This window comes from Xenorhabdus stockiae, from assembly GCF_002632825.1.
Lineage (GTDB): Bacteria > Pseudomonadota > Gammaproteobacteria > Enterobacterales > Enterobacteriaceae > Xenorhabdus > Xenorhabdus stockiae.
Genome location: NZ_NJAJ01000050.1, coordinates 1 through 20,607 on the forward strand (window position 1 = coordinate 1; position 20,607 = coordinate 20,607).

General features: G+C 42.6%; 15 protein-coding genes, 1 rRNA gene and 1 pseudogene. 7 read left to right on the forward strand and 10 right to left on the reverse strand.

Features of this window, described 5'->3' with window-relative positions:
• Positions 1-452: 452 nt before the first annotated feature.
• Both Xsto_RS18190 and zur read left to right on the forward strand, forming a co-directional pair.
• Positions 453-866, forward strand: coding sequence for a DUF2628 domain-containing protein (locus Xsto_RS18190; protein WP_099125962.1), 414 nt, complete (start codon positions 453-455; stop codon positions 864-866).
• Between the two features lie 89 nt (positions 867-955).
• Positions 956-1,420, forward strand: a complete 465-nt coding sequence (zur, locus tag Xsto_RS18195) for a zinc uptake transcriptional repressor Zur (RefSeq protein WP_099111854.1) — start codon at positions 956-958, stop codon at positions 1,418-1,420.
• A gap of 140 nt (positions 1,421-1,560) precedes the next feature.
• On the opposite strand, the gene lexA is transcribed toward zur, so the two are convergent.
• The gene (lexA, locus tag Xsto_RS18200; protein WP_099111853.1) at positions 1,561-2,178 is read right to left on the reverse strand and encodes a transcriptional repressor LexA; all 618 of its coding nucleotides are present in this window, start codon (positions 2,176-2,178) and stop codon (positions 1,561-1,563) included.
• A gap of 118 nt (positions 2,179-2,296) precedes the next feature.
• Positions 2,297-2,668: a diacylglycerol kinase gene (locus Xsto_RS18205; RefSeq protein WP_099125963.1), complete on the reverse strand. Its 372-nt coding sequence runs from the start codon at positions 2,666-2,668 to the stop codon at positions 2,297-2,299.
• 137 nt (positions 2,669-2,805) lie between these two features.
• Between Xsto_RS18205 and plsB the strand changes: the two genes are divergently transcribed.
• The gene (gene plsB / locus Xsto_RS18210; RefSeq protein WP_099125964.1) at positions 2,806-5,274 is read left to right on the forward strand and encodes a glycerol-3-phosphate 1-O-acyltransferase PlsB; all 2,469 of its coding nucleotides are present in this window, start codon (positions 2,806-2,808) and stop codon (positions 5,272-5,274) included.
• A 96-nt stretch (positions 5,275-5,370) separates the two neighbouring features.
• Here the strand turns inward: plsB and ubiA are convergent, their stop codons facing one another.
• The 3 genes from ubiA to pgi form a co-directional block, all read right to left on the reverse strand.
• A complete protein-coding gene (ubiA, locus tag Xsto_RS18215; protein WP_169926680.1) occupies positions 5,371-6,228 on the reverse strand; it encodes a 4-hydroxybenzoate octaprenyltransferase in 858 nt (285 codons plus the stop codon).
• A 31-nt stretch (positions 6,229-6,259) separates the two neighbouring features.
• Positions 6,260-6,769, reverse strand: coding sequence for a chorismate lyase (ubiC, locus tag Xsto_RS18220; RefSeq protein ID WP_099111849.1), 510 nt, complete (start codon positions 6,767-6,769; stop codon positions 6,260-6,262).
• Between the two features lie 183 nt (positions 6,770-6,952).
• Entirely contained in the window at positions 6,953-8,599 is a 1,647-nt protein-coding gene (pgi, locus tag Xsto_RS18225) for a glucose-6-phosphate isomerase (protein ID WP_099111848.1), read from the reverse strand.
• Between the two features lie 261 nt (positions 8,600-8,860).
• Between pgi and lysC the strand changes: the two genes are divergently transcribed.
• From lysC to Xsto_RS18245, 4 genes are all read left to right on the forward strand, one after another.
• Positions 8,861-10,234 (forward strand): lysine-sensitive aspartokinase 3, encoded by a 1,374-nt coding sequence (lysC, locus tag Xsto_RS18230; protein ID WP_099125965.1) that lies wholly within the window; start codon positions 8,861-8,863, stop codon positions 10,232-10,234.
• Between the two features lie 265 nt (positions 10,235-10,499).
• Complete coding sequence (iclR, locus tag Xsto_RS18235) at positions 10,500-11,330, forward strand: glyoxylate bypass operon transcriptional repressor IclR (protein WP_099125966.1); 831 nt, start codon at positions 10,500-10,502, stop codon at positions 11,328-11,330.
• Between the two features lie 214 nt (positions 11,331-11,544).
• Positions 11,545-13,386 (forward strand): phosphogluconate dehydratase, encoded by a 1,842-nt coding sequence (gene edd, locus Xsto_RS18240; protein WP_099125967.1) that lies wholly within the window; start codon positions 11,545-11,547, stop codon positions 13,384-13,386.
• 48 nt (positions 13,387-13,434) lie between these two features.
• Positions 13,435-14,076, forward strand: coding sequence for a bifunctional 4-hydroxy-2-oxoglutarate aldolase/2-dehydro-3-deoxy-phosphogluconate aldolase (locus tag Xsto_RS18245; protein ID WP_099125968.1), 642 nt, complete (start codon positions 13,435-13,437; stop codon positions 14,074-14,076).
• Positions 14,077-14,324: 248 nt separating this feature from the next.
• Here Xsto_RS18245 and aceK read toward each other — a convergent pair.
• The 5 genes and pseudogenes from aceK to rrf form a co-directional block, all read right to left on the reverse strand.
• Positions 14,325-16,043: pseudogene (gene aceK, locus Xsto_RS18250) on the reverse strand (bifunctional isocitrate dehydrogenase kinase/phosphatase); the annotation flags it as partial.
• 78 nt (positions 16,044-16,121) lie between these two features.
• Positions 16,122-17,429: an isocitrate lyase gene (aceA, locus tag Xsto_RS18255; protein WP_099125970.1), complete on the reverse strand. Its 1,308-nt coding sequence runs from the start codon at positions 17,427-17,429 to the stop codon at positions 16,122-16,124.
• 61 nt (positions 17,430-17,490) lie between these two features.
• Positions 17,491-19,089: a malate synthase A gene (gene aceB, locus Xsto_RS18260; protein WP_099125971.1), complete on the reverse strand. Its 1,599-nt coding sequence runs from the start codon at positions 19,087-19,089 to the stop codon at positions 17,491-17,493.
• A 304-nt stretch (positions 19,090-19,393) separates the two neighbouring features.
• Positions 19,394-20,323, reverse strand: a complete 930-nt coding sequence (gene metA / locus Xsto_RS18265; RefSeq protein WP_099111905.1) for a homoserine O-acetyltransferase MetA — start codon at positions 20,321-20,323, stop codon at positions 19,394-19,396.
• A 189-nt stretch (positions 20,324-20,512) separates the two neighbouring features.
• A 5S ribosomal RNA gene (rrf, locus tag Xsto_RS18270) occupies positions 20,513-20,607 on the reverse strand; the annotation flags it as partial.

Sequence of the window (20,607 nt, forward strand, 5' to 3'; positions counted from 1 at the left end):
AACTGCTCAGTAATGTGAAAAAATTCTTGAAAAAATCTGCAAATAGACTCTTTCAGAGAAAGTAAATCGAGTGTCTCACTATTATGAAAAGTTATTTAGCATCATTTTAACTTAGTCATTTGTATTGCACATTTAGAAATATGGTTTCACATGCATAATTATAAAGCCAAATAATTTCACATAGCTAATAAGAAAATAAAAAATGAAACAATTGGCATAGTGATTAATGCCAAAATATGTATATAAAATCAGTATTGATAATAATTGTTCTCGTGTTTTAACATAAGTATCTTTGATTCTCAGAGAATATTTTTTGTTATCTTAAAAAATAACTGAGGTAAATATCTTTCTAAATAGGTTTCAAAAGTAACGGATATCTGCGATTATCTTTAATCTTAAGATAATTACCACAATATATTAGCGCGTAAGAAAAAATAAAATTAAGGCATAAAATGGACATCTCTAAATACTCTAAGAACTGGCAAGAACGATTTAAATTTTTTGAAAAAAATGGGGCTCCTTCTTCTAAAGAATATCAAGCTGCTTTTAAAAAGGCACCTTATATAACGCGCATCAAGATAAATATGAACTTCTTTGCATTTTTCTTTGGCATTCTCTACTTTATTGTACTTGGAATGTGGAAAAAAGGATTAACCATACTCGGTATCGGGGTCGCTTTATTTTTTGCTTTCTTTATGATTAGCGCGATAGTCCCTTTATCCCTTGAAACGGCAAATTTTATTAGTATTTTTCTGGGAGCTACTAATGCTGCATTATATGGTGTAACAGCTAATTATTCTTATTACCTAAAAGAAAAAGAAGGTGATGATAGCTGGAATCCATTCAAAGGCCTTAAAATGATCTAAGAATAGAATACATCGTGTGAACACCTCTCTCAGCCACAAAAAACATGGTAATATTAAGTCATTAGCATCGTGTAGGTGTGAGAGGTGTAATGAAAACTATCAATCAAAAAAAATTACTGACGCAGGCTGAGGCAATCTGTCTGTCACGAGGGGTTCGTTTAACACCTCAACGCCTTGAAATTCTGCGCTTAATTTCAGCCCAACCGGGTGCAATCAGTGCCTATGATTTGCTGGATTTGCTACGTGAAGTTGAGCCACAGGCAAAGCCGCCAACTGTTTATCGAGGGTTAGAGTTTTTACTGGAGCAGGGTTTTGTTCACAAAATAGAATCTACAAATAGTTATGTGGTGTGTCATCATTTTGAAGAACCATGCCATACATCAGCAATGTTTCTTTGTGATAATTGTGGTTCTGTTACCGAGCAGGATGCTGAAGATATCGAATCAGCGATACAAAATTTAGCACAGCGTGCAGGGTTTCATTTGCGGCACAGTGTCATAGAAGTCCACGGATTATGCTCTTCTTGCCATGAAACAAACTCGTGTATGGAGTGAGTTTGAAATTACCTTATCAGGCGGTCATTACTTGATGATAAATTCATTAATTTCTACGTCCCCGCATAAGCATGTGCTTCGCGGATACTACGAAAAATGACCGCCCATAATGGGTAATGTATGATTATCCGCTTTTACAATCAGAACCAATCCCCGTTACGAATCACGCCAACTGCTAACCCTTCAATGGTGAAATTCTGTTCGCGTAAATCCACAACGATAGACTTAAACTCAGGATTTTCAGCAATCAGTTCTATCTTGTTTCCTGTTTGTTTGAAACGTTTTACTGTGACTTCATCTTCAATCCGTGCCACGATGACCTGCCCGTTATGAACATCCTGCGTTTTATGCACAGCGAGTAAATCACCATCCATAATACCGATATCCTTCATGGACATACCACGGACACGCAATAGAAAATCAGCATTCGGTTTAAATAATTCCGGATCCACTTTGTAATGGCTTTCAATGTGTTCCTGAGCCAATAGTGGTTCACCAGCAGCCACACGACCAATGAGTGGTAATCCAGCCCCTTCATCTTCCTCTTCAAGTAGCAAACGGATACCTCTGGAAGCACCAGCGATAATTTCTATCACCCCTTTACGCGCAAGTGCTTTTAAATGCTCTTCTGCTGCGTTAGGTGAACGAAAACCAAGACGCGCGGCAATTTCAGCACGTGTCGGTGGCATACCCGTCTGCGAAATATGGTCACGCACCAAGTTATAAACTTCTTGCTGCCTGGCTGTTAATGCTTTCATTTCGCCCCCTGTTTGTTTATACAGTCTGACTGTGAGTATATACAGCTAAAATTGAATTGGGAACCAGTCAGAATGTAAAAGCCGCTAAATAACGATTTTTGACGAAAAATACACCACATTAACGGGTGAAATACGACCAAATAATTATCACCCACGTAAATAGTGCTAAAATCATGGCTAAAAATACCGCAGCTGAGCCCATATCCTTTGCCCGCCCCGATAGTTCGTGATATTCGCTGCCAATACGGTCTACAACCGCTTCAATAGCGCTATTCAGCATTTCCACAATAAGCACTAACATAATTGAACTAATGAGAAAAAGTCTCTCAAACATGCCGAAATCAAAGGAGAATGCCACAATAATTGCTAAAATAGCTAAAACTACCTCCTGTCGGAATGCAGCCTCATTTTTCCATGCAGCTTTAATACCTTTTACCGAGTACCCAGCCGCTTTAATTATGCGGGTTAAACCTGTTGATTGGTTAGCCATAAAAATTTTCTTCAAGAATCATAATAGTTTTAAGATCATATAACTTTTAGTCCCTATTATTATCTTATTTACACAGATCTCAAAATCTGTTTCTGGTATGCTTGCCGCGCATTGCTAACAAGAGGCTTAAAGCAGTTATGTCAGCTTGGCGTAAAATATATTACAACTTATTGAATTTTCCGATAAAACTTTTAGTTAAAAGTAAACTTATTCCAACGGTTCCTGTTACGGAGCTGAGTCTTGATACGACTCGGCCTATTCTGTATGTGTTACCGTATCATTCAAAGGCCGATTTATTGACTCTGCGTCAACAGTGTCTTGCTCAGGATTTACCTGATCCGCTAGCGCCTTTGGATATTGATGATACACAGCTTCCAAGCTATGTCTTCATTGATGATGGCCCGCGTGTATTCAGTTACTATGCACCTAAACATGAGTCTGTGAAGATTTTCCATTCTTATCTGGATTTACATCGTAGTAATCCTGATTTAGATATTCAGATGGTGCCTGTTTCTGTGATGTTCGGGCGCTCTCCCGGGCGTGAAGGTCAGGAAACCAATACAGCTCCTCAGCTACGCCTGCTTAACGGGATCCAGAAGTTTTTTGCAATCCTGTGGCTTGGGCGAGATAGTTTTGTCCGTTTTTCCGCACCGGTATCATTACGCAGTATTGCTGATGAACATGGCACAGATACAATTATTGCCAATAAACTCGCCCGCGTTGCACGGATACACTATTCCCGCCAACGTTTGGCTGCTGTCGGGCCACGTTTACCTGCGCGGCAAGATCTGTTCAGGAAGTTACTGGAATCAAAAGCGATTGAAAAAGCGATTGCGGATGAGGCTCGCAGCAAGAAAATTTCGCCAGAAAAAGCGAAACAGAACGCAATCAATATGCTGGAAGAGATTGCCGCTGATTTTTCCTATGAGACTGTTCGCATAACAGACCGTGTACTGAGTTGGACGTGGAACCGTCTCTATCAGGGCATCAATGTCCATAATGGCGAACGTATCCGCCAATTGGCTCAGGATGGTCATGAACTTGTTTATGTTCCATGCCATCGTAGCCATATGGATTATCTGTTGCTGTCTTATGTGCTTTATCATCAGGGTCTGGTTCCACCACATATTGCAGCGGGCATTAACCTGAATTTCTGGCCAGCTGGCCCGATATTCCGCCGTCTTGGTGCGTTCTTTATTCGCCGCACGTTTAAAGGCAATAAACTCTATTCAACTATTTTCCGCGAATATCTGGGTGAACTGTTTTCCCGTGGTTATTCTGTTGAATACTTTGTTGAAGGTGGGCGCTCGCGAACAGGCCGCTTGCTCGATCCGAAAACAGGTACGCTTTCCATGACATTGCAGGCAATGTTACGTGGAGAGTCACGACCTATCACGATTGTGCCGATCTATATCGGTTATGAACATGTGATGGAAGTTGCAACTTATGCCAAAGAATTACGCGGTGCAACCAAAGAGAAAGAAGGCTTTTTCCAGATGGTTCGTGGGTTGCGCAAGCTGCGTAATCTGGGGCAAGGTTACGTCAATTTTGGTGAGCCAATCCCATTAGTACAATATCTGAACCAGCATGTTCCTGAATGGCGTGAGTCCATCGATCCAATAGAAGCACAACGTCCGACATGGTTGACCCCAACGGTCAGCAAACTGGCGGATAATATTATGGTGAATATCAATAATGCCGCTGCTGCAAATGCAATTAATTTATGCAGTACAGCTTTATTGTCATCACGTCAGCGAGCACTTACTCGTGAGCAGCTTATTGAGCAATTAGATTGCTATATGCAGCTGATGAGCAATGTTACTTACACTAACGATGTCACTATTCCGGCCAAAACAGCAGAAGAGCTGCTGGATCACGCTTTACGGATGAATAAATTTGAGGTCGAAAAAGACAGTCTTGGGGATATCATTATCCTACCTCGTGAAAGCGCGGTACTGATGACCTATTATCGTAACAATATCCAGCACTTGTTGATCCTGCCATCCTTAATCGCCAGTATCGTGATGCATCATCGCCGTATTAGCCGCACTGAACTGCTCAGGCAGGTAGAGCTGATTTACCCTCTGCTCAAGCAGGAACTGTTCATGCGTTACAGTAAGCCGGAATTGCCTGATGTAGTAAATACCTTGATTGATGAATTGGTACGCCAACGCCTGATCTGCAATAAAGAGCAGGAAGTGCTGGTACTCAATCCTGAGCGTATCCGTCCACTACAATTGTTGGCGGCAGGTATCCGGGAAACTCTGCAACGCTATGCCATCACGCTTTCTTTACTGAATGCCACTCCGGATATCAGCCGTGGTGCACTGGAAAAAGAGAGCCGGATGTTGGCACAGCGTTTGTCAGTGTTGCATGGTATTAATGCGCCGGAATTCTTCGATAAAGCTGTGTTCGCCTGTTCTGTTAATACATTGCGGGAGGAAGGTTATATCCAGGATAGTAGCAACATCGTTACCACAAATGCCCAAGCGCTTTATCAGGTGTTAAGTGAGCTGATGTCTCCCGAGATCCGTCTGACGATTGAAAGTGTCAGTATGCCTCCTGAACACAGTGATCAAGAGTCGACAGATGAAATTCAGGAATAACATACTGTTCTGAAAATAAAATCTGACAAATAGATAAACGGGCGGTCATTTTATGGCCGCCCGTTTTGTTAAAACATTTTCTTTAAAAAGATAGGGTTAAAAAACATAGCTGAAAAGAATGCCGAGGAATAAAACAAAACCAACATAATTATTGTTCATGAATGCCTGAAAGCATTGCTCACGACTACGGTCAAAAATGAGTTTTTGCTGATAAATAAAAAGCGCGCCAGCCAGCAATACCGTCCAGTAATACATTCCGCCTAAATTCACCAAACAGCCAACCACAATAAGAATTGCCAGCATAATGAGCTGCAAAATACCAATAATCAGCTTATCAAAACGCCCGAACAAAACTGCTGTCGATTTCACACCAATTTTCAGGTCATCATCACGATCAACCATCGCATATTGGGTATCGTAGATTACTGACCATATGACATTTGCCAGAAATAATAACCAGCATTCTAATGGTAAGGACTCACTTACCGCCGAGAAAGCCATTGGAATTGACCAGCCATAGGCCGCACCTAATACAACCTGTGGCAGGTTACTGACCCGTTTAACGAAAGGATAAGCACACGCCAACCCTAATCCGGCAAAGGATAAGGCAATCGTCATTTTATTCAGCGTCAAAACCAGTGCAAAAGAGATCAGCACGAGTATGCTAAATAAAATTTTGCACTCTTTTACGCTGATATCACCACTGGGAAGCGGACGAGACTTTGTCCTTTCAACATGTCCGTCAAATTTTCTGTCGGCGAAATCATTAATACAACACCCTGCTGCCCGCATGAAAAAGACACCCAAAGTGAAGACCAACAGGATATGTAAATTGGGTACACCTTTTGCTGCTATCCATAATGCCCAGTAGGTTGGCCATATTAGTAACAATACGCCAATAGGTTTATCAATACGCATTAAACGGCAATAGGCACGCCATTTATTTTGCGTCATACTGACCTCCAATCTGTTTCTCCCTTATCTCTTATTTAATTTTATATGCAGGTGATTCTGGCAAAAATATTTCTGTAAGTAATAATGGCTTTTCTGATAAACGCAGTAAAGATCGTCTCGCCCAACGCTGGCCCTGTAACCCTATTTGAATATAATCCCGCGTCAGGTTATTGCCACTAAAAAGGTAGCGACCAAGAGGGACCGTTCCCAAATCCACCAGCTTTTTATCTGGCCCTGTTAATGTTTCTTTCGGGATCACTGTTCGTCCCAACAACCACGGAATATTATCGCCAAACAGGATAATTTCCCGCAGCCAGTATTTTTCACTTATAGGTAAGTGCTCACTTTCATCACCAAGCTCTTCAGCTGTAATAAAGCATTCCCGAAATGGTGTGACAGTGACATGATGGCAATGCTGTTCAAAACGACGAGTCATTGAACCAACTTCCATCAGCCAGTCCAGAATACTCTCAGGCGTGTTGGCTTCGTCAGTTGAAAACCAGTGAATAGGAGTAGAGGTTAATATTGTGTCATCTGCCATGTCATTTTCCAATTGCGGAGAATATCAACTTCTCCGACAGCGCAACGAATGGGAAGTGAGGATATCATGTTACAGACCAATAAAATAAAAAGTTGGTAACAAATTATGTAGATTGCAAAAAATATCCCCCCAATAAATAGTGTTATTGAGGGGATAGCAGATTATATAAAATGATAAATCAGATTAACGCCATTCTTTGAAACGATTAATCAGCCCGTTTGTAGAGCTGTCATGGCTATTTACGCTTTCTGAATCGTGGAGTTCAGGCAGGATACGGTTTGCCAGTTGTTTGCCCAACTCAACGCCCCACTGGTCGAATGAGAAGATATTCAGAATTGCGCCCTGAGCAAAGATTTTATGCTCATACATGGCAATCAATGCGCCCAGACTAAATGGTGAAATTTCACGTAACAGAATTGAGTTGGTCGGACGGTTTCCTTCAAACACTTTGAATGGCACAACATTTGCCACATCCTGTACATTCTTTCCGGCAGCAACAAATTCGGCTTCTACCTGAGCCTGAGTTTTACCAAAAGCCAGCGCTTCAGTCTGTGCAAAGAAGTTAGATAATAATTTACTGTGATGATCGCCAATTGGGTTGTGGCTGATTGCCGGTGCAATAAAATCACATGGGATCAGTTTCGTTCCCTGATGGATAAGCTGGTAGAAAGCATGCTGACCATTGGTGCCCGGCTCACCCCAGATAATCGGCCCGGTCTGATAATCCACGGGGCTTCCATTACGATCAATATATTTACCGTTTGATTCCATATTTCCCTGCTGGAAGTAAGCAGCAAAACGATGCATATATTGATCATAAGGCAGAATCGCTTCAGTTTCTGCGCCAAAGAAATTGTTATACCAGATGCCAATCAGCGCCAGAATAACCGGAATATTCTGTTCGGGCGCAGTTTGTGCAAAATGCTTATCCATTGCATGGGCACCATTCAGCAATTGCTCGAAATTATCATATCCAATGGACAGGACAATGGATAAACCTATCGCAGACCAAAGGGAATAACGGCCACCGACCCAGTCCCAGAACTCAAACATGTTTTGCGGATCAATACCGAACTTGCTGACTTCCTGTTCATTCGTTGAAAGAGCGGCAAAATGTTTGGCAACGTGTGCTTCATCAACTGCACTTTGCAAGAACCAATCACGGGCAGAATGTGCGTTAGTCATCGTTTCCTGAGTGGTAAAAGTCTTTGATGCAATCAGGAACAATGTGGTTTCCGGCTCCAGAGACTTCAGCGTTTCAGCGATGTGAGTGCCATCCACATTAGATACAAAGTGCATATTAAGGTGGTTCTTATAGGCTTTCAGTGCCTCTGTCACCATATATGGGCCAAGATCTGAACCACCAATGCCGATGTTGACCACATCAGTAATGGCCTTACCGGTATAACCTTTCCACTCCCCACCAATAATGCGCTCACTGAATGATTTCATTTTTGCCAGTACCGCATTGACCTGCGGCATAACATCTTCCCCATCAACCTTAATCGGAGAGTTACTGCGGTTACGCAAAGCAATATGCAGTACAGCGCGATCTTCAGTACGGTTAATCTTTTCACCGGAAAACATGCTATGAATAGCCCCGGATAAATCAGTTTCTTTCGCCAGATCCTGTAATTTCTCCAGTGTCTCCGGGGTAATACGGTTTTTGGAATAATCCACCAGAATCTGATCGTCAAATGTGGCAGAGAATGTCGCAAAGCGCGCCTTATCCTGCTCAAACAGATCTCGCAGGTGAGTATCTTTGATCTGCTCAAAATGTTGCTGCAATGCTTTCCAGGCTTCAGTCTGGCTAGGGTTGATGTTTTTCATGAATAATGTTCTCTATCTACTGTAGATAAAAATAGGAATGCACAGGATTGTAACAAGTTAATACTGTGATGGATCTCCTTTTCCTGTTACTGACTGATATTGGTCAAAATAAGCGATTATTTCCAGTCATAATTACATAGGCAAAAACGATAATCTCCCTCTAATCATGAAAAATATTGATGCTTAATTAACAAATATTGACTCATTACCGCTAACCCGATATTTCTAATTGCCTATCTTTAAAACAGAAGGCTATCATCCATGAGTGCAGTATCTTCTCCCTCGTCGCAGTATATTGTTGCAAAATTCGGTGGTACCAGTGTGGCAGACTTTGATGCCATGAATAACTGTGCTGATATTATTCTGGCAAACAGAGATGTTCGCGTCGTCGTTTTATCAGCTTCCGCAGGTATAACCAATTTGCTGGTCACATTAGCTTCCGGCTGTAATAGTGATAAACGGGAGAAGTGCCTGAAACAGATCCGGGACATTCAATACGCCATTATCGGACGATTGAATGAAACAGATGTGATTAAAGATGAGATTGACCGTCTGTTGGATAACATTGCTACATTATCAGAAGCGGCTTCGCTTGCCACATCTGACGCCTTGACTGATGAGTTAGTCAGCCACGGTGAAGTCATGTCCACCCTGTTGTTTGTTGAATTATTACGTCAGCGCAATACAGATGTCGAATGGTTTGATATCCGCCGGATAATGCGCACCAATGACCAATTCGGACAGGCAGAGCCTGATACCACCCAGCTCAATATTCTGGCTGAACAACATTTGCAGCCACGCCTGAATAATACAATTGTTATTACTCAGGGTTTTATCGGCAAAGAAGAAAAAGGGCGTACAACAACATTAGGGCGTGGCGGCAGTGATTATACCGCCGCATTACTTGGTGAAGCGCTCGGGCTAAGCCGTGTGGATATCTGGACCGATGTTCCGGGAATTTACACAACAGACCCTCGTGTTGTCCCAACAGCTACGCGTATTGATAAAATTGCTTTTGATGAAGCGGCTGAGATGGCAACATTTGGTGCCAAAATCCTCCATCCGGCAACATTACTGCCCGCCGTTCGCTGTGGTATTCCTGTTTTCGTTGGGTCAAGTAAACAACCACAGGCAGGCGGTACACTCGTTTGCGACAGAACGGTAAACCCGCCCCGCTTCCGGGCACTGGCGCTGCGTCGCAAACAAACTTTATTAACTCTGCACAGCCTGAAAATGCTGCATGCAAGAGGCTTTCTGGCGGAAATTTTTATCCTGCTTTCACGCCATAATATTTCGGTGGATCTGATTACTACCTCAGAAGTCAGCGTTGCGTTAACACTGGATACAACAGGCTCCACCAGCACGAATGGTAGTTTGCTGACTAATGCCTTACTGACAGAGCTTTCAACACTGTGCCGTGTCGAGGTTGAAGAAGATTTGGCACTGGTGGCGATTATCGGTAATAAGCTGTCACAGGCCAGAGGATTAGGAAAAGAGATCTTTGGTCCGCTGGAATCCTTCAATATCCGAATGATCAGCTATGGTGCAAGTAGCCATAATGTCTGCCTGCTTATACCTGGGCAAGACGCTGAAGAAGTGGTTCAAACCCTTCATAAGAATTTGTTTGAAGAATAATCAACGCACCCGGGTATTCTCATTCCATTACGGTAATAAGAATACCCTCCTATACACTTTGCCTTTCAAGTTTCCTCTTTGTTGACTGCACTCATTCTCAGATAAATGTTTTTGTTTGCCAAATGTGATTTTCAATATACTTTTTCCTTCACTCATCGGATGTGTTTTCCCACCCTTTATCATTCATAATAAGAAAACGAAAACAAATTCCATTTTAACTCTACTTAGTCATCCTATAAGCAGAGGATAATTTAGAGGGAATCTTATGACTACCGCTATTGCCAATAAACGCCCTAAAAAAACTAAAATGACAGCCGGCGGTGCCGCAGCAGGCGGTCAGGTACAATCCTTGAGCCGGGGCTTATCCCTTTTGGAATTCATTTCTGACTCACAAAGCGGGGTCGCTCTGACTGACCTCGCTATTCAGGCCGGTCTGCCTAACTCGACGACCCATCGTCTTTTGACGACGCTACAACAACATGGCTTTGTTCGGCAAGTTGGCGATCTGGGCCTATGGGTAATTGCATCACATGCGTTTGTTGTCGGTAGCAGCTTTCTACAAAGCCGCAATCTGATGGTACTGGTTCACCCAATTTTACGCCAGTTGATGGAAGATTCCGGCGAAACTATCAATCTTGCTATTTTCAATATTGATGAATATGAAGCGGTGATTGTCGATCAAGTGCAATGTAACGCATTGATGCGGATGTCCGCGCCTATTGGCGGCCAGTTACCAATGCATGCTTCTGGCGCAGGTAAGGCACTACTTGCGACACTGTCTGAACAAAAATGCCTGCAATTACTACATAAAAAAGGGTTACACGCCTATACACAGCACACACATACTACCGCTGCCGCCTTAAAAGAGAATCTTGAACAAATCCGTAAGCAGGGTTTTTCATTTGATGATGAAGAACATGCTCTTGGGTTGCGCTGTATTGCTGCCTGCATCTATGATGAGCACCATGAAGCGTTTGCCGCTATTTCTATCTCTGGCCCAATATCTCGTATCTCTGATGAGCGTGTGACTGAGCTGGGTGCCCTTGTTATGCGGGCAGCGAAAGAGATAAGTCGGGAATATGGCGGTAATAAGTAAAACTTCTGCTAATTTAACTTAAAAAGTAGACTTACTGATTAGCTGTCACGCTTCAGCTTATAAATTGATATAGATCACAGATAAGGTGTGTTGAAGGCAAAAGTTGATTGCATCCTTTGCTTATTGCATTAAAAATGTTACCGGTAACAACCAGTGAAAGTATGTGCTAGATACATCCATATGGTGTCGGAAGCAAGTGCCTGGAGCAATTATCATGACAACACCCCAGAACAGTACGACGATCAATAAAACCGTCGAACGGATCACTCTACGTATCATTGAACGCTCTAAAGAGACGCGTAACCGTTATCTGGCGCGTATTGAGTCTGCTCGTTCAAAAACCGTCCATCGCTCTCAACTGGCATGCGGGAATCTGGCTCATGGTTTTGCTGCCTGTCAAAATGACGATAAAGTCGCATTAAAGAATATGGTGCATAACGATATCGCCATTATCACTTCTTACAATGACATGCTTTCCGCTCATAAACCTTATGAAAACTATCCACAAAAATTAAAAGATTCCTTACATGCAGTCGATGCTGTCGGTCAGGTTGCGGGTAGTGTTCCTGCCATGTGCGATGGTGTAACACAAGGGCAGGATGGGATGGAGTTATCCCTGCTCAGCCGTGATGTAATCGCAATGTCCGCGGCTATTGGGCTTTCCCATAATATGTTTGATGGTGCGCTGTATCTGGGGATCTGTGACAAAATTGCGCCGGGGCTGGTCATGGCTGCACTGTCATTCGGCCACTTACCTGCTGTTTTTGTTCCCGCAGGGCCAATGACCAGTGGCTTACCAAATAAAGAGAAAGTACGCATCCGACAGTTATATGCTGAAGGTAAGGTTGATCGTCAGGCATTATTGGAAGCAGAAGCAGACTCTTACCACAGCATCGGTACCTGTACTTTCTATGGAACAGCCAATTCCAACCAAATGGTCATGGAAGTAATGGGACTGCATTTACCCGGAGCTTCTTTTGTCCATCCGGATACGCCATTACGTGACGCCTTAAACGATGCCGCTGCACGCCAGATCACTCGTCTGACTGAAAATTCAGGTAATTACATTCCTCTGGGGCAAATGGTTAATGAGAAAGTGATCGTCAATGGCATTATTGCACTGCTGGCAACCGGTGGTTCAACAAATTTGACCATGCACTTGATCGCAATGGCAAACGCAGCCGGTATTATCATTAACTGGGATGATTTTTCTGAGTTATCAGATGTCATCCCGTTGCTATGCCGTATCTATCCCAACGGACCTGCAGATATCAATCAATTTCAGGCTGCCGGTGGTGTGGCTCTGGTTATTCGGGAGTTACTGAAAAAAGGCCTACTTCATCAAGATGTTAATACTATCGCTGGATTTGGTCTGGAACGTTATACTCAGGAACCCTGGTTGAATGAAGGTCAACTGGCATGGCGTGAAGGCACTCACTCCTCACTGGATAACGAAGTTATTGCCTGTATTGAAAAACCGTTCAAACATCATGGCGGTACAAAAGTCATGACCGGAAATATTGGTCGTGCGGTTATGAAAACTTCGGCAGTACCAGCCAACAATCTCGTTATTGAAGCTCCAGCCGTTGTTTTTAATAGTCAGCACGATATCGCCCCTGCTTTTGAGGCTGGAAAATTAAATTGTGATTGTGTCGTCGTCGTTCGCTATCAGGGGCCACAGGCAAACGGTATGCCTGAATTACATAAATTAATGCCACCTTTAGGGGTACTGATGGATCGTGGCTTTAAAGTTGCTTTAGTGACGGACGGGCGTCTATCCGGCGCATCTGGTAAAGTGCCTTCCGCCATTCATGTTACACCTGAGGCCCATGCTGGCGGAGTGCTGGCCAAAATACAGGATGGAGACTTAATCCGTATTGATGGCCGCACTGGCGAACTTACATTGTTGCTTGATGAGCTGGAATTAGCACAAAGAGTACCTTATCAAGCCGATTTAAGCACAGGACATATCGGTTGTGGCCGTGAACTATTTGGTGCTTTGCGCACCCAGCTTTCCGGTGCAGAGCAAGGGGCATGTTCCATTACATTTTTATAACCGGGGATTTTAAATCCCTTGTGTCGGATTCGATGAGAGAAATTGCTAATGAATAATTGGAAAACAACCGCAGAAAGCATCCTGACTGATGGCCCTGTCGTCCCTGTTATCGTAATCAATGAAATTGAACATGCCGTACCATTGGCGAAAGCGTTGGTGGCAGGCGGAATAAGGGTATTGGAAGTCACGCTGAGAACAGCATGCGCGCTGGAAGCAATTCATCTCATTGCCAGAGAAGTTCCTGAAGCTATTATCGGTGCTGGAACGGTGATTAATCCCGAACAACTTTCTGCCGTCACTGAGGCCGGAGCACAGTTTGCCATTAGCCCTGGGTTAACTGATGAGTTGTTAAAAGCCGCAACAACTGGCTCAATTCCTCTTATTCCGGGCATCTCTACCGTCTCTGAGCTAATGCTGGGTATGAGCTATGGCTTAAATTGTTTCAAATTCTTCCCTGCGGAAGCCAATGGCGGCGTGAAAGCACTGAAAGCTATTGCTGGCCCATTCCCACAAGTACGTTTCTGCCCGACAGGAGGAATTTCTCCTGATAATTACCGTGATTATCTGACACTCAATAGTGTTCTATGTATCGGTGGCTCTTGGCTGGTACCAAATGATGCATTGAAAAAAGGTAATTATGCGCGTATTACGGAACTGGCCCATAATGCAATAGCAGGCGCCAAAGCATAATTTAGCCGGATCATTTTTGAAATTGCGGAAATTCTATTATTTCAGTAGGGCTACTTGTTAGAATTTCCGCTTTCATAAACCCAGCATTTTTTAGCCAAATAATTAAGAAAACCCGTTAAATCCTTTTACCATGCCACCTTATATTAAGAGTGAATATCGCGGCTGGAAGGAGCTGATACCACAACATTATTCTCTTCACTCAATAATTCTGCATATTTCGTTATACCCTGCTCTTCAGCTCTGTTCTCATTACGCTGACTGAATCTCTGTCTGAGACGGTAAGCAAAAACATCCTCCACATACCCTTTTCTTATCCGCTCTTGCAACGCTCGCCAATAATCTGCTTTAAAAAGATCACCGTGAAATTCTTCAAAATATTTACGAATGCGCTTATCGCTACATAAAAAATGCCGGAACTCTTCCGGAAAAACGTCATTGGGCGCTACGCTATACCACGGCTCACTGGCAAGTTCATCTTCAGGGTAACGCGCTGGAGGAATATCCCTAAAATTCACTTCGGTCATATAACAAATTTCATCATAATCGTAGAAAATTACCCTTCCGTGTCGTGTAACCCCAAAATTCTTAAATAACATGTCTCCCGGAAAGATATTCGCTGCCGCAAGCTGTTTAATTGCATTCCCATACTCTTCAACAGCATCTTTCAGACGATCCTCATCTACCTGCTCCATATAGATATTCAGTGGGAGCATTCTTCGTTCCATATAAAGATGCTTTATCAGGATTTTGTCACCCAAATCTTCAAGCTTTTCAGGGATCTCTTTTTGTATTTCCTCCATTAACTCGGGGCTGATATGGCGTTTATCGATGACGAAATTCTCAAACTCCTGTGTATCAGCCATTCTCCCGACCCGATCATGCTCCTTGACCAACCGGTAACACTCCTGAACCCTCTCCTGAGAAACTTCTTTCTGCGGCGCAAACTTATCTTTTATCACCTTAAATACACGATCAAAAGAAGGAGACGTGAAAACCAGCATAACCATACCTTTTACCCCCGGAGCAATGATAAATTGCTCCTGAGATGAATTAATAAATGTTAGGTATTCACGGTAATACTCTGTTTTTCCATGTTTTTGGCAGCCAATGGCCATATAGAGCTCAGCTGTCGATTTGACAGGCAAAATTTCACGTAACCATTCAACCATAGCAGCCGGTAAAGGGGCATAAACCATGAAATAAGAGCGGGCAAAACCAAAAACGACACTGGCATCATCATGGCTAGTCAGACAGGTATCGATAAAAATACTGCCTGATTCATTATGATGAATAGGCAATAGAAATGGATAAACTTCTGTACCCAGCCTTATTTTTCCTACCAGCCAAGCAGCTTTATTGCGATAAAAGAGTTCGTTAGCAATCTGAAATGTCGCCTGTAGTAAATCATATTCGGGAAACGTGTTTTGTAAGTAGCGAGTGAGGTAACTGATATCTCTATCTAAATTTTCCCATTCCAGACGTAATGGTAAATCTTTTAAAATAGCCCATAGCATAGATTCAAGACCGGCATCAGGAAAAAAATCCCGCGATAATGGGCGTGGAATATGGCGAAAACGGAGTGGTGGCTGGGAAGAAAAGATAAATAAATTTTCCTGCTTCAAATTACGATGCTGAAATAATCGGCAATAAACGGAATTAAAAAAACTTTCTGCAATTTCAAAACGTGGGTAATCCGGCAGTAGGCGGGTGTATACCGCTTTCACTTTGGCAATGTACTCCTGATCATACAACCGTGAACCACGAATACATTTCAACTGTTCAACCACCAAGCCTACATGATGATCGTACAGATTGATCCTTTTCTTCATGGCCTGCTGCACTGCGTGCCAGTCTGCTTGTTCAAAACGCTGTTGTGCGCCAGACGTTACTTCCAGAAATCTGCCGTATTGCGCATCAAACCCCTGAAGAATAGTTTGTGCAATTAAGTGAGCTAAATCTGTTTCCATGTCCGCCACCTTAATCTGACGCGTAAAGGGGAATTCCTAACGGAATCCCCCAAGGTGATATCAACGTTATACAAAAAATCAGAATTGCTGTTCTTCGGTTGACCCTGTCAGAGCGGTAACAGAGGAAGTTCCCCCCTGTATTATCGTGGTTACTTTATCAAAGTAACCAGTACCCACTTCCTGTTGATGCGAGGAGAAGGTGTAGCCACGCTCCAGTGAGGCAAACTCACGTTCCTGAACCTTCTCAACATAGTGTTTCATGCCTTCGCCGCGTGCATAGTCATACGCCAGATCAAACATGTTGAACCACATGCTATGAATACCAGCCAAAGTAATAAACTGGAATTTATACCCAAACTCGGAAAGCTGCTCCTGAAAGCTGGAAATAGTTTTATCATCCAGATTCTTTTTCCAGTTAAAAGATGGGGAACAGTTATAGGCCAGTAACTTCCCGGGATACTCAGCATGAATTGCTTCGGCAAAACGACGGGCAGCTTCAATGTCCGGTGTTGATGTTTCACACCAGACAACATCAGCATATGGTGCATAAGCCAACCCACGACTGATAGCCTGATCAATCCCTGCACGAGTGCAGAAGAAACCTTCACAGGTTCGCTTGCCAGTCAAAAACTCTCTGTCATAGGGATCGCAATCCGATGTCAGCAGATCGGCTGCATCGGCATCAGTACGAGCGATAAGAAGAGTGGGTACACCTGATACGTCTGCGGCTAAACGAGCAGCCACTAATTTCTGGATAGCTTCCTGAGTTGGTACCAGTACTTTGCCTCCCATATGCCCACATTTCTTCACCGCAGCTAATTGATCTTCAAAATGGACAGCGGCAGCTCCGGCTTCAATCATAGCTTTCATAAGCTCAAAAGCATTCAGGACGCCACCAAATCCTGCTTCTGCGTCCGCCACAATCGGCAGAAAATAATCAGTGTATTCTACGCTATCAGGGCCAATGCCATTCGCCCATTGGATCTGATCTGCGCGGCGAAAACTATTATTGATACGCTTAATGACATTTGGTACGGAATCGACTGGGTAGAGTGATTGGTCAGGGTACATACTGGAAGCTGTGTTGGCATCAGCCGCAACCTGCCAGCCAGAAAGGTAAACGGCTTCAATTCCGGCTTTAGCCTGCTGAAGTGCCTGCCCACCCGTCAGTGCACCTAGCGCGTTTACATAACCTTTTTTGGATTTTCCATTCAACAATTCCCATAACTTTTTCGCTCCCATTTGAGCCAAAGTATGTTCAGGATTGACTGAGCCACGTAATTTAATAACATCTTCAGCTCTGTATGGTCGATTAATGCCTTCCCAGCGTGCTTTTTTCCATTCTTGCTCTAATTGAGTGATTTGTTGTGCTCGAGAAACGGTCATGATCCTATACTTCCTATTCTGAATTAATTGAATATTAATTATTGATTGGATGTTGTTTAAATCAGTCGAGTAATTGATAGCCCGGCAAAGTCAGGAAATCGACTAGTTCGTCTTGTGTGGTGATCCGTTTCATCAGCTCAGAAGCCTCTGTAAACCTTCCTTCGTTAAAACGTACCTCACCAACTTCTTGTTTAATGACTGCCAATTCTTCTTTTAGCATCTGGTTGAACAACTCTTTAGTCACTTTTTGACCGTTGGTCAACGATTTCTCATGATGGATCCATTGCCAGATAGAGGTACGGGAAATTTCTGCTGTAGCAGCGTCTTCCATTAAGCCATAGATCGGCACACAACCATTTCCCGAAATCCATGCTTCTATGTACTGGACTGCAACTCGGATATTTGCCCGCATGCCATCTTCGGTTCTTTCTCCCAGACTGGGTTCAAGCAACTGTGCAGCAGTGATCTCACCATCCTCTTCACGGGAAACCATCAGTTGATTTGGTCGTTCACCCAGTTTTGAACTAAATACTTCCATCGCTATATCAGCAAGACCGGGGTGTGCAATCCATGTACCGTCATGACCATTATTAGCTTCCAGCTCTTTATCGGCTCTGACTTTATCCAACACTATCTGGTTTTGCTCAGGATCTTTACTTGGTATAAATGCTGACATACCGCCCATCGCAAAAGCCCCTCGTCTATGGCAGGTTTTAATCAATAAACGGGAATAAGCACTCAGAAAAGGTTGTGTCATAGTGACAGACTGGCGGTCTGGTAAGACGCGATCTGCATGATTCTTCAGTGTTTTGATATAACTGAAAATATAATCCCAACGACCACAATTCAGACCAACAATGTGATGACGCAGGTGATAAAGGATTTCATCCATTTGGAAAACAGCTGGCAATGTTTCGATCAGAACAGTCGCTTTAATCGTACCTTTTGGCAAATTGAAACGCTCTTCCGTAAAACTGAAAACATCACTCCACCATTGTGCTTCATGATAGCTCTGGATCTTAGGTAAATAGAAGTAAGGACCACTCCCTTTCGCCAGCAACTGTTTATAATTCAAATAAAAATAAAGTGCAAAATCAAATAACCCACCAGAAATTGGTTCATTTTTATAAAGAATATGCTTTTCTGACAGGTGTAATCCCCTGACACGAGCAATCAATACAGCAGGGTCCGATTTTAATTCATAACGTTTGCCCTGCTCATTGGTATATGAAATGGTTCCATTCACTGCATCCCGCAGGTTAATTTGACCATCAATAACCTTATTCCAGCTTGGCGCCAGAGAATCTTCAAAGTCTGCCATAAATACTTTAACGTTAGCATTCAGGGCATTAATAACCATTTTTCGCTCTACAGGCCCGGTGATTTCAACCCGACGATCTTTTAGATCATCTGGAATTCCCTGAATCTTCCAATCACCACTTCTAATGGAAGATGTTTCCGGAATAAATTCTGGTAATTGACCGTTATCTATTTTCTTCTGCCAATTTATCCGATCTTCTAGTAATTTTTTGCGTCTGTCAGCAAATCTGACGACTAAATCTTCTAGAAAATGAATAGATTCAGATGATAAAACCTTCTTCTCAGCATCATAAAAAGGTTTTATAAAGGTTAATTCTGTTGCCAATATTTGCTGCGTCATCCCACGATCCTCACCTTAAAGTGTCCACTCAGGTAAGAATAATCAATATAAAAAATAAATCAAAAACGGTTTCCATTATTTTAATAAATTTAATTATTAACAATAAAATCAAACAATTAATAGAACAATATACATATATAAACTGGGAATTGATTTCCAAAATAGAAAAACAAAAACTGTTAAGTTTTTGTTATATATAGAGAATAGGAAAAACAGATAATTTATAGAAAATAAACAAAAAATTAAAAAATGAGAAATGACTCGCTTCAGTTAATTCTCATTTTTGAAGATGTTTATAAGGAGTTTAATCTAAGGAAGGGTTCATGTAGGTCAAATCGTATGGAGTGATCTGATATACATAATAATTGAGCCAATTTGAAAATAGCAAATGCCCATGGCTACGCCATGTAGCAACCGGCTTATTTTCTGGATCATTATCCGGGAAGTAGTTGACGGGTAATACAGGATCTAAACCAGCCGTTCGATCACGCTGATATTCAGCAGCTAACGTGCCAACATCATATTCTGGATGCCCAGTTACGAATACCAGTCTTTTATCCTTACTGGCAAGTAAATAGGTGCCTGCTTCTTCTGAACTAGCCAAAATATCCAGATCCGTATATTGACGAATAGCTGTCTCAGGAAAATCAGCAAAACGCGAGTGCGGCGCCCAAAATGATTCATCAAATCCTCTGGTCAATAATGCCAGCGGTTCCAGAATAGTATGAGAGTAAACACCTGATAGTTTCGTTTTTCGGGTATATTTAGGCAGGTTATAAAGAATATTTAAAGCCGCCTGAACAGCCCAACAAACAAAAAGTGTTGAAGTAACGTGTTCTCTGGCCCACTTGATAACGGTTTCAATTTCCTCCCAATACGTAACGTCCTCAAATTTTACTAATCCCAAAGGGGCGCCGGTTACGATTAATCCATCAAAATTCTGATCTTTTATTGATTCAAAGTCGCAATAAAAATTATCCAAATGCTCCGCTGGTGTGTTTCTACATCGACGACCGTCAATACGGAGTAATTGAATATCAATCTGTAACGGTGAATTAGAAAGTAACCTGATAAACTGATTTTCCGTTTCTATCTTCTTTGGCATTAGATTTAGTAACAATACCTTCATGGGACGGATGTCCTGAACACTGGCTCTCGTCGATGTCATAACAAAGATATTTTCATTACGAAGAAAATTAACTGCTGGCAGTTCATCAGGTACACGAATTGGCATTGTTTAAAACCTCAATCATTCCACATAATTTAGCCTTCTAGACAGCCAAAATTTAACCTTAAAATGGGAGGAATGTCGAGTTTTTGTACGCAAATTGAAATTATTTCATTCTATGAAATAAAAAATGAAAATAAAAACACAAACGCAAAAAAGCCATCCGGTGAAGGATGGCTTCTCTGTCAAAGTGATGTCTGGCAGTTCCCTACTCTCACATGGGGAGACCCCACACTACCATCGGCGCTACGGCGTTTCACTGCTGAGTTCGGCATGGGGTCAGGTGGGAC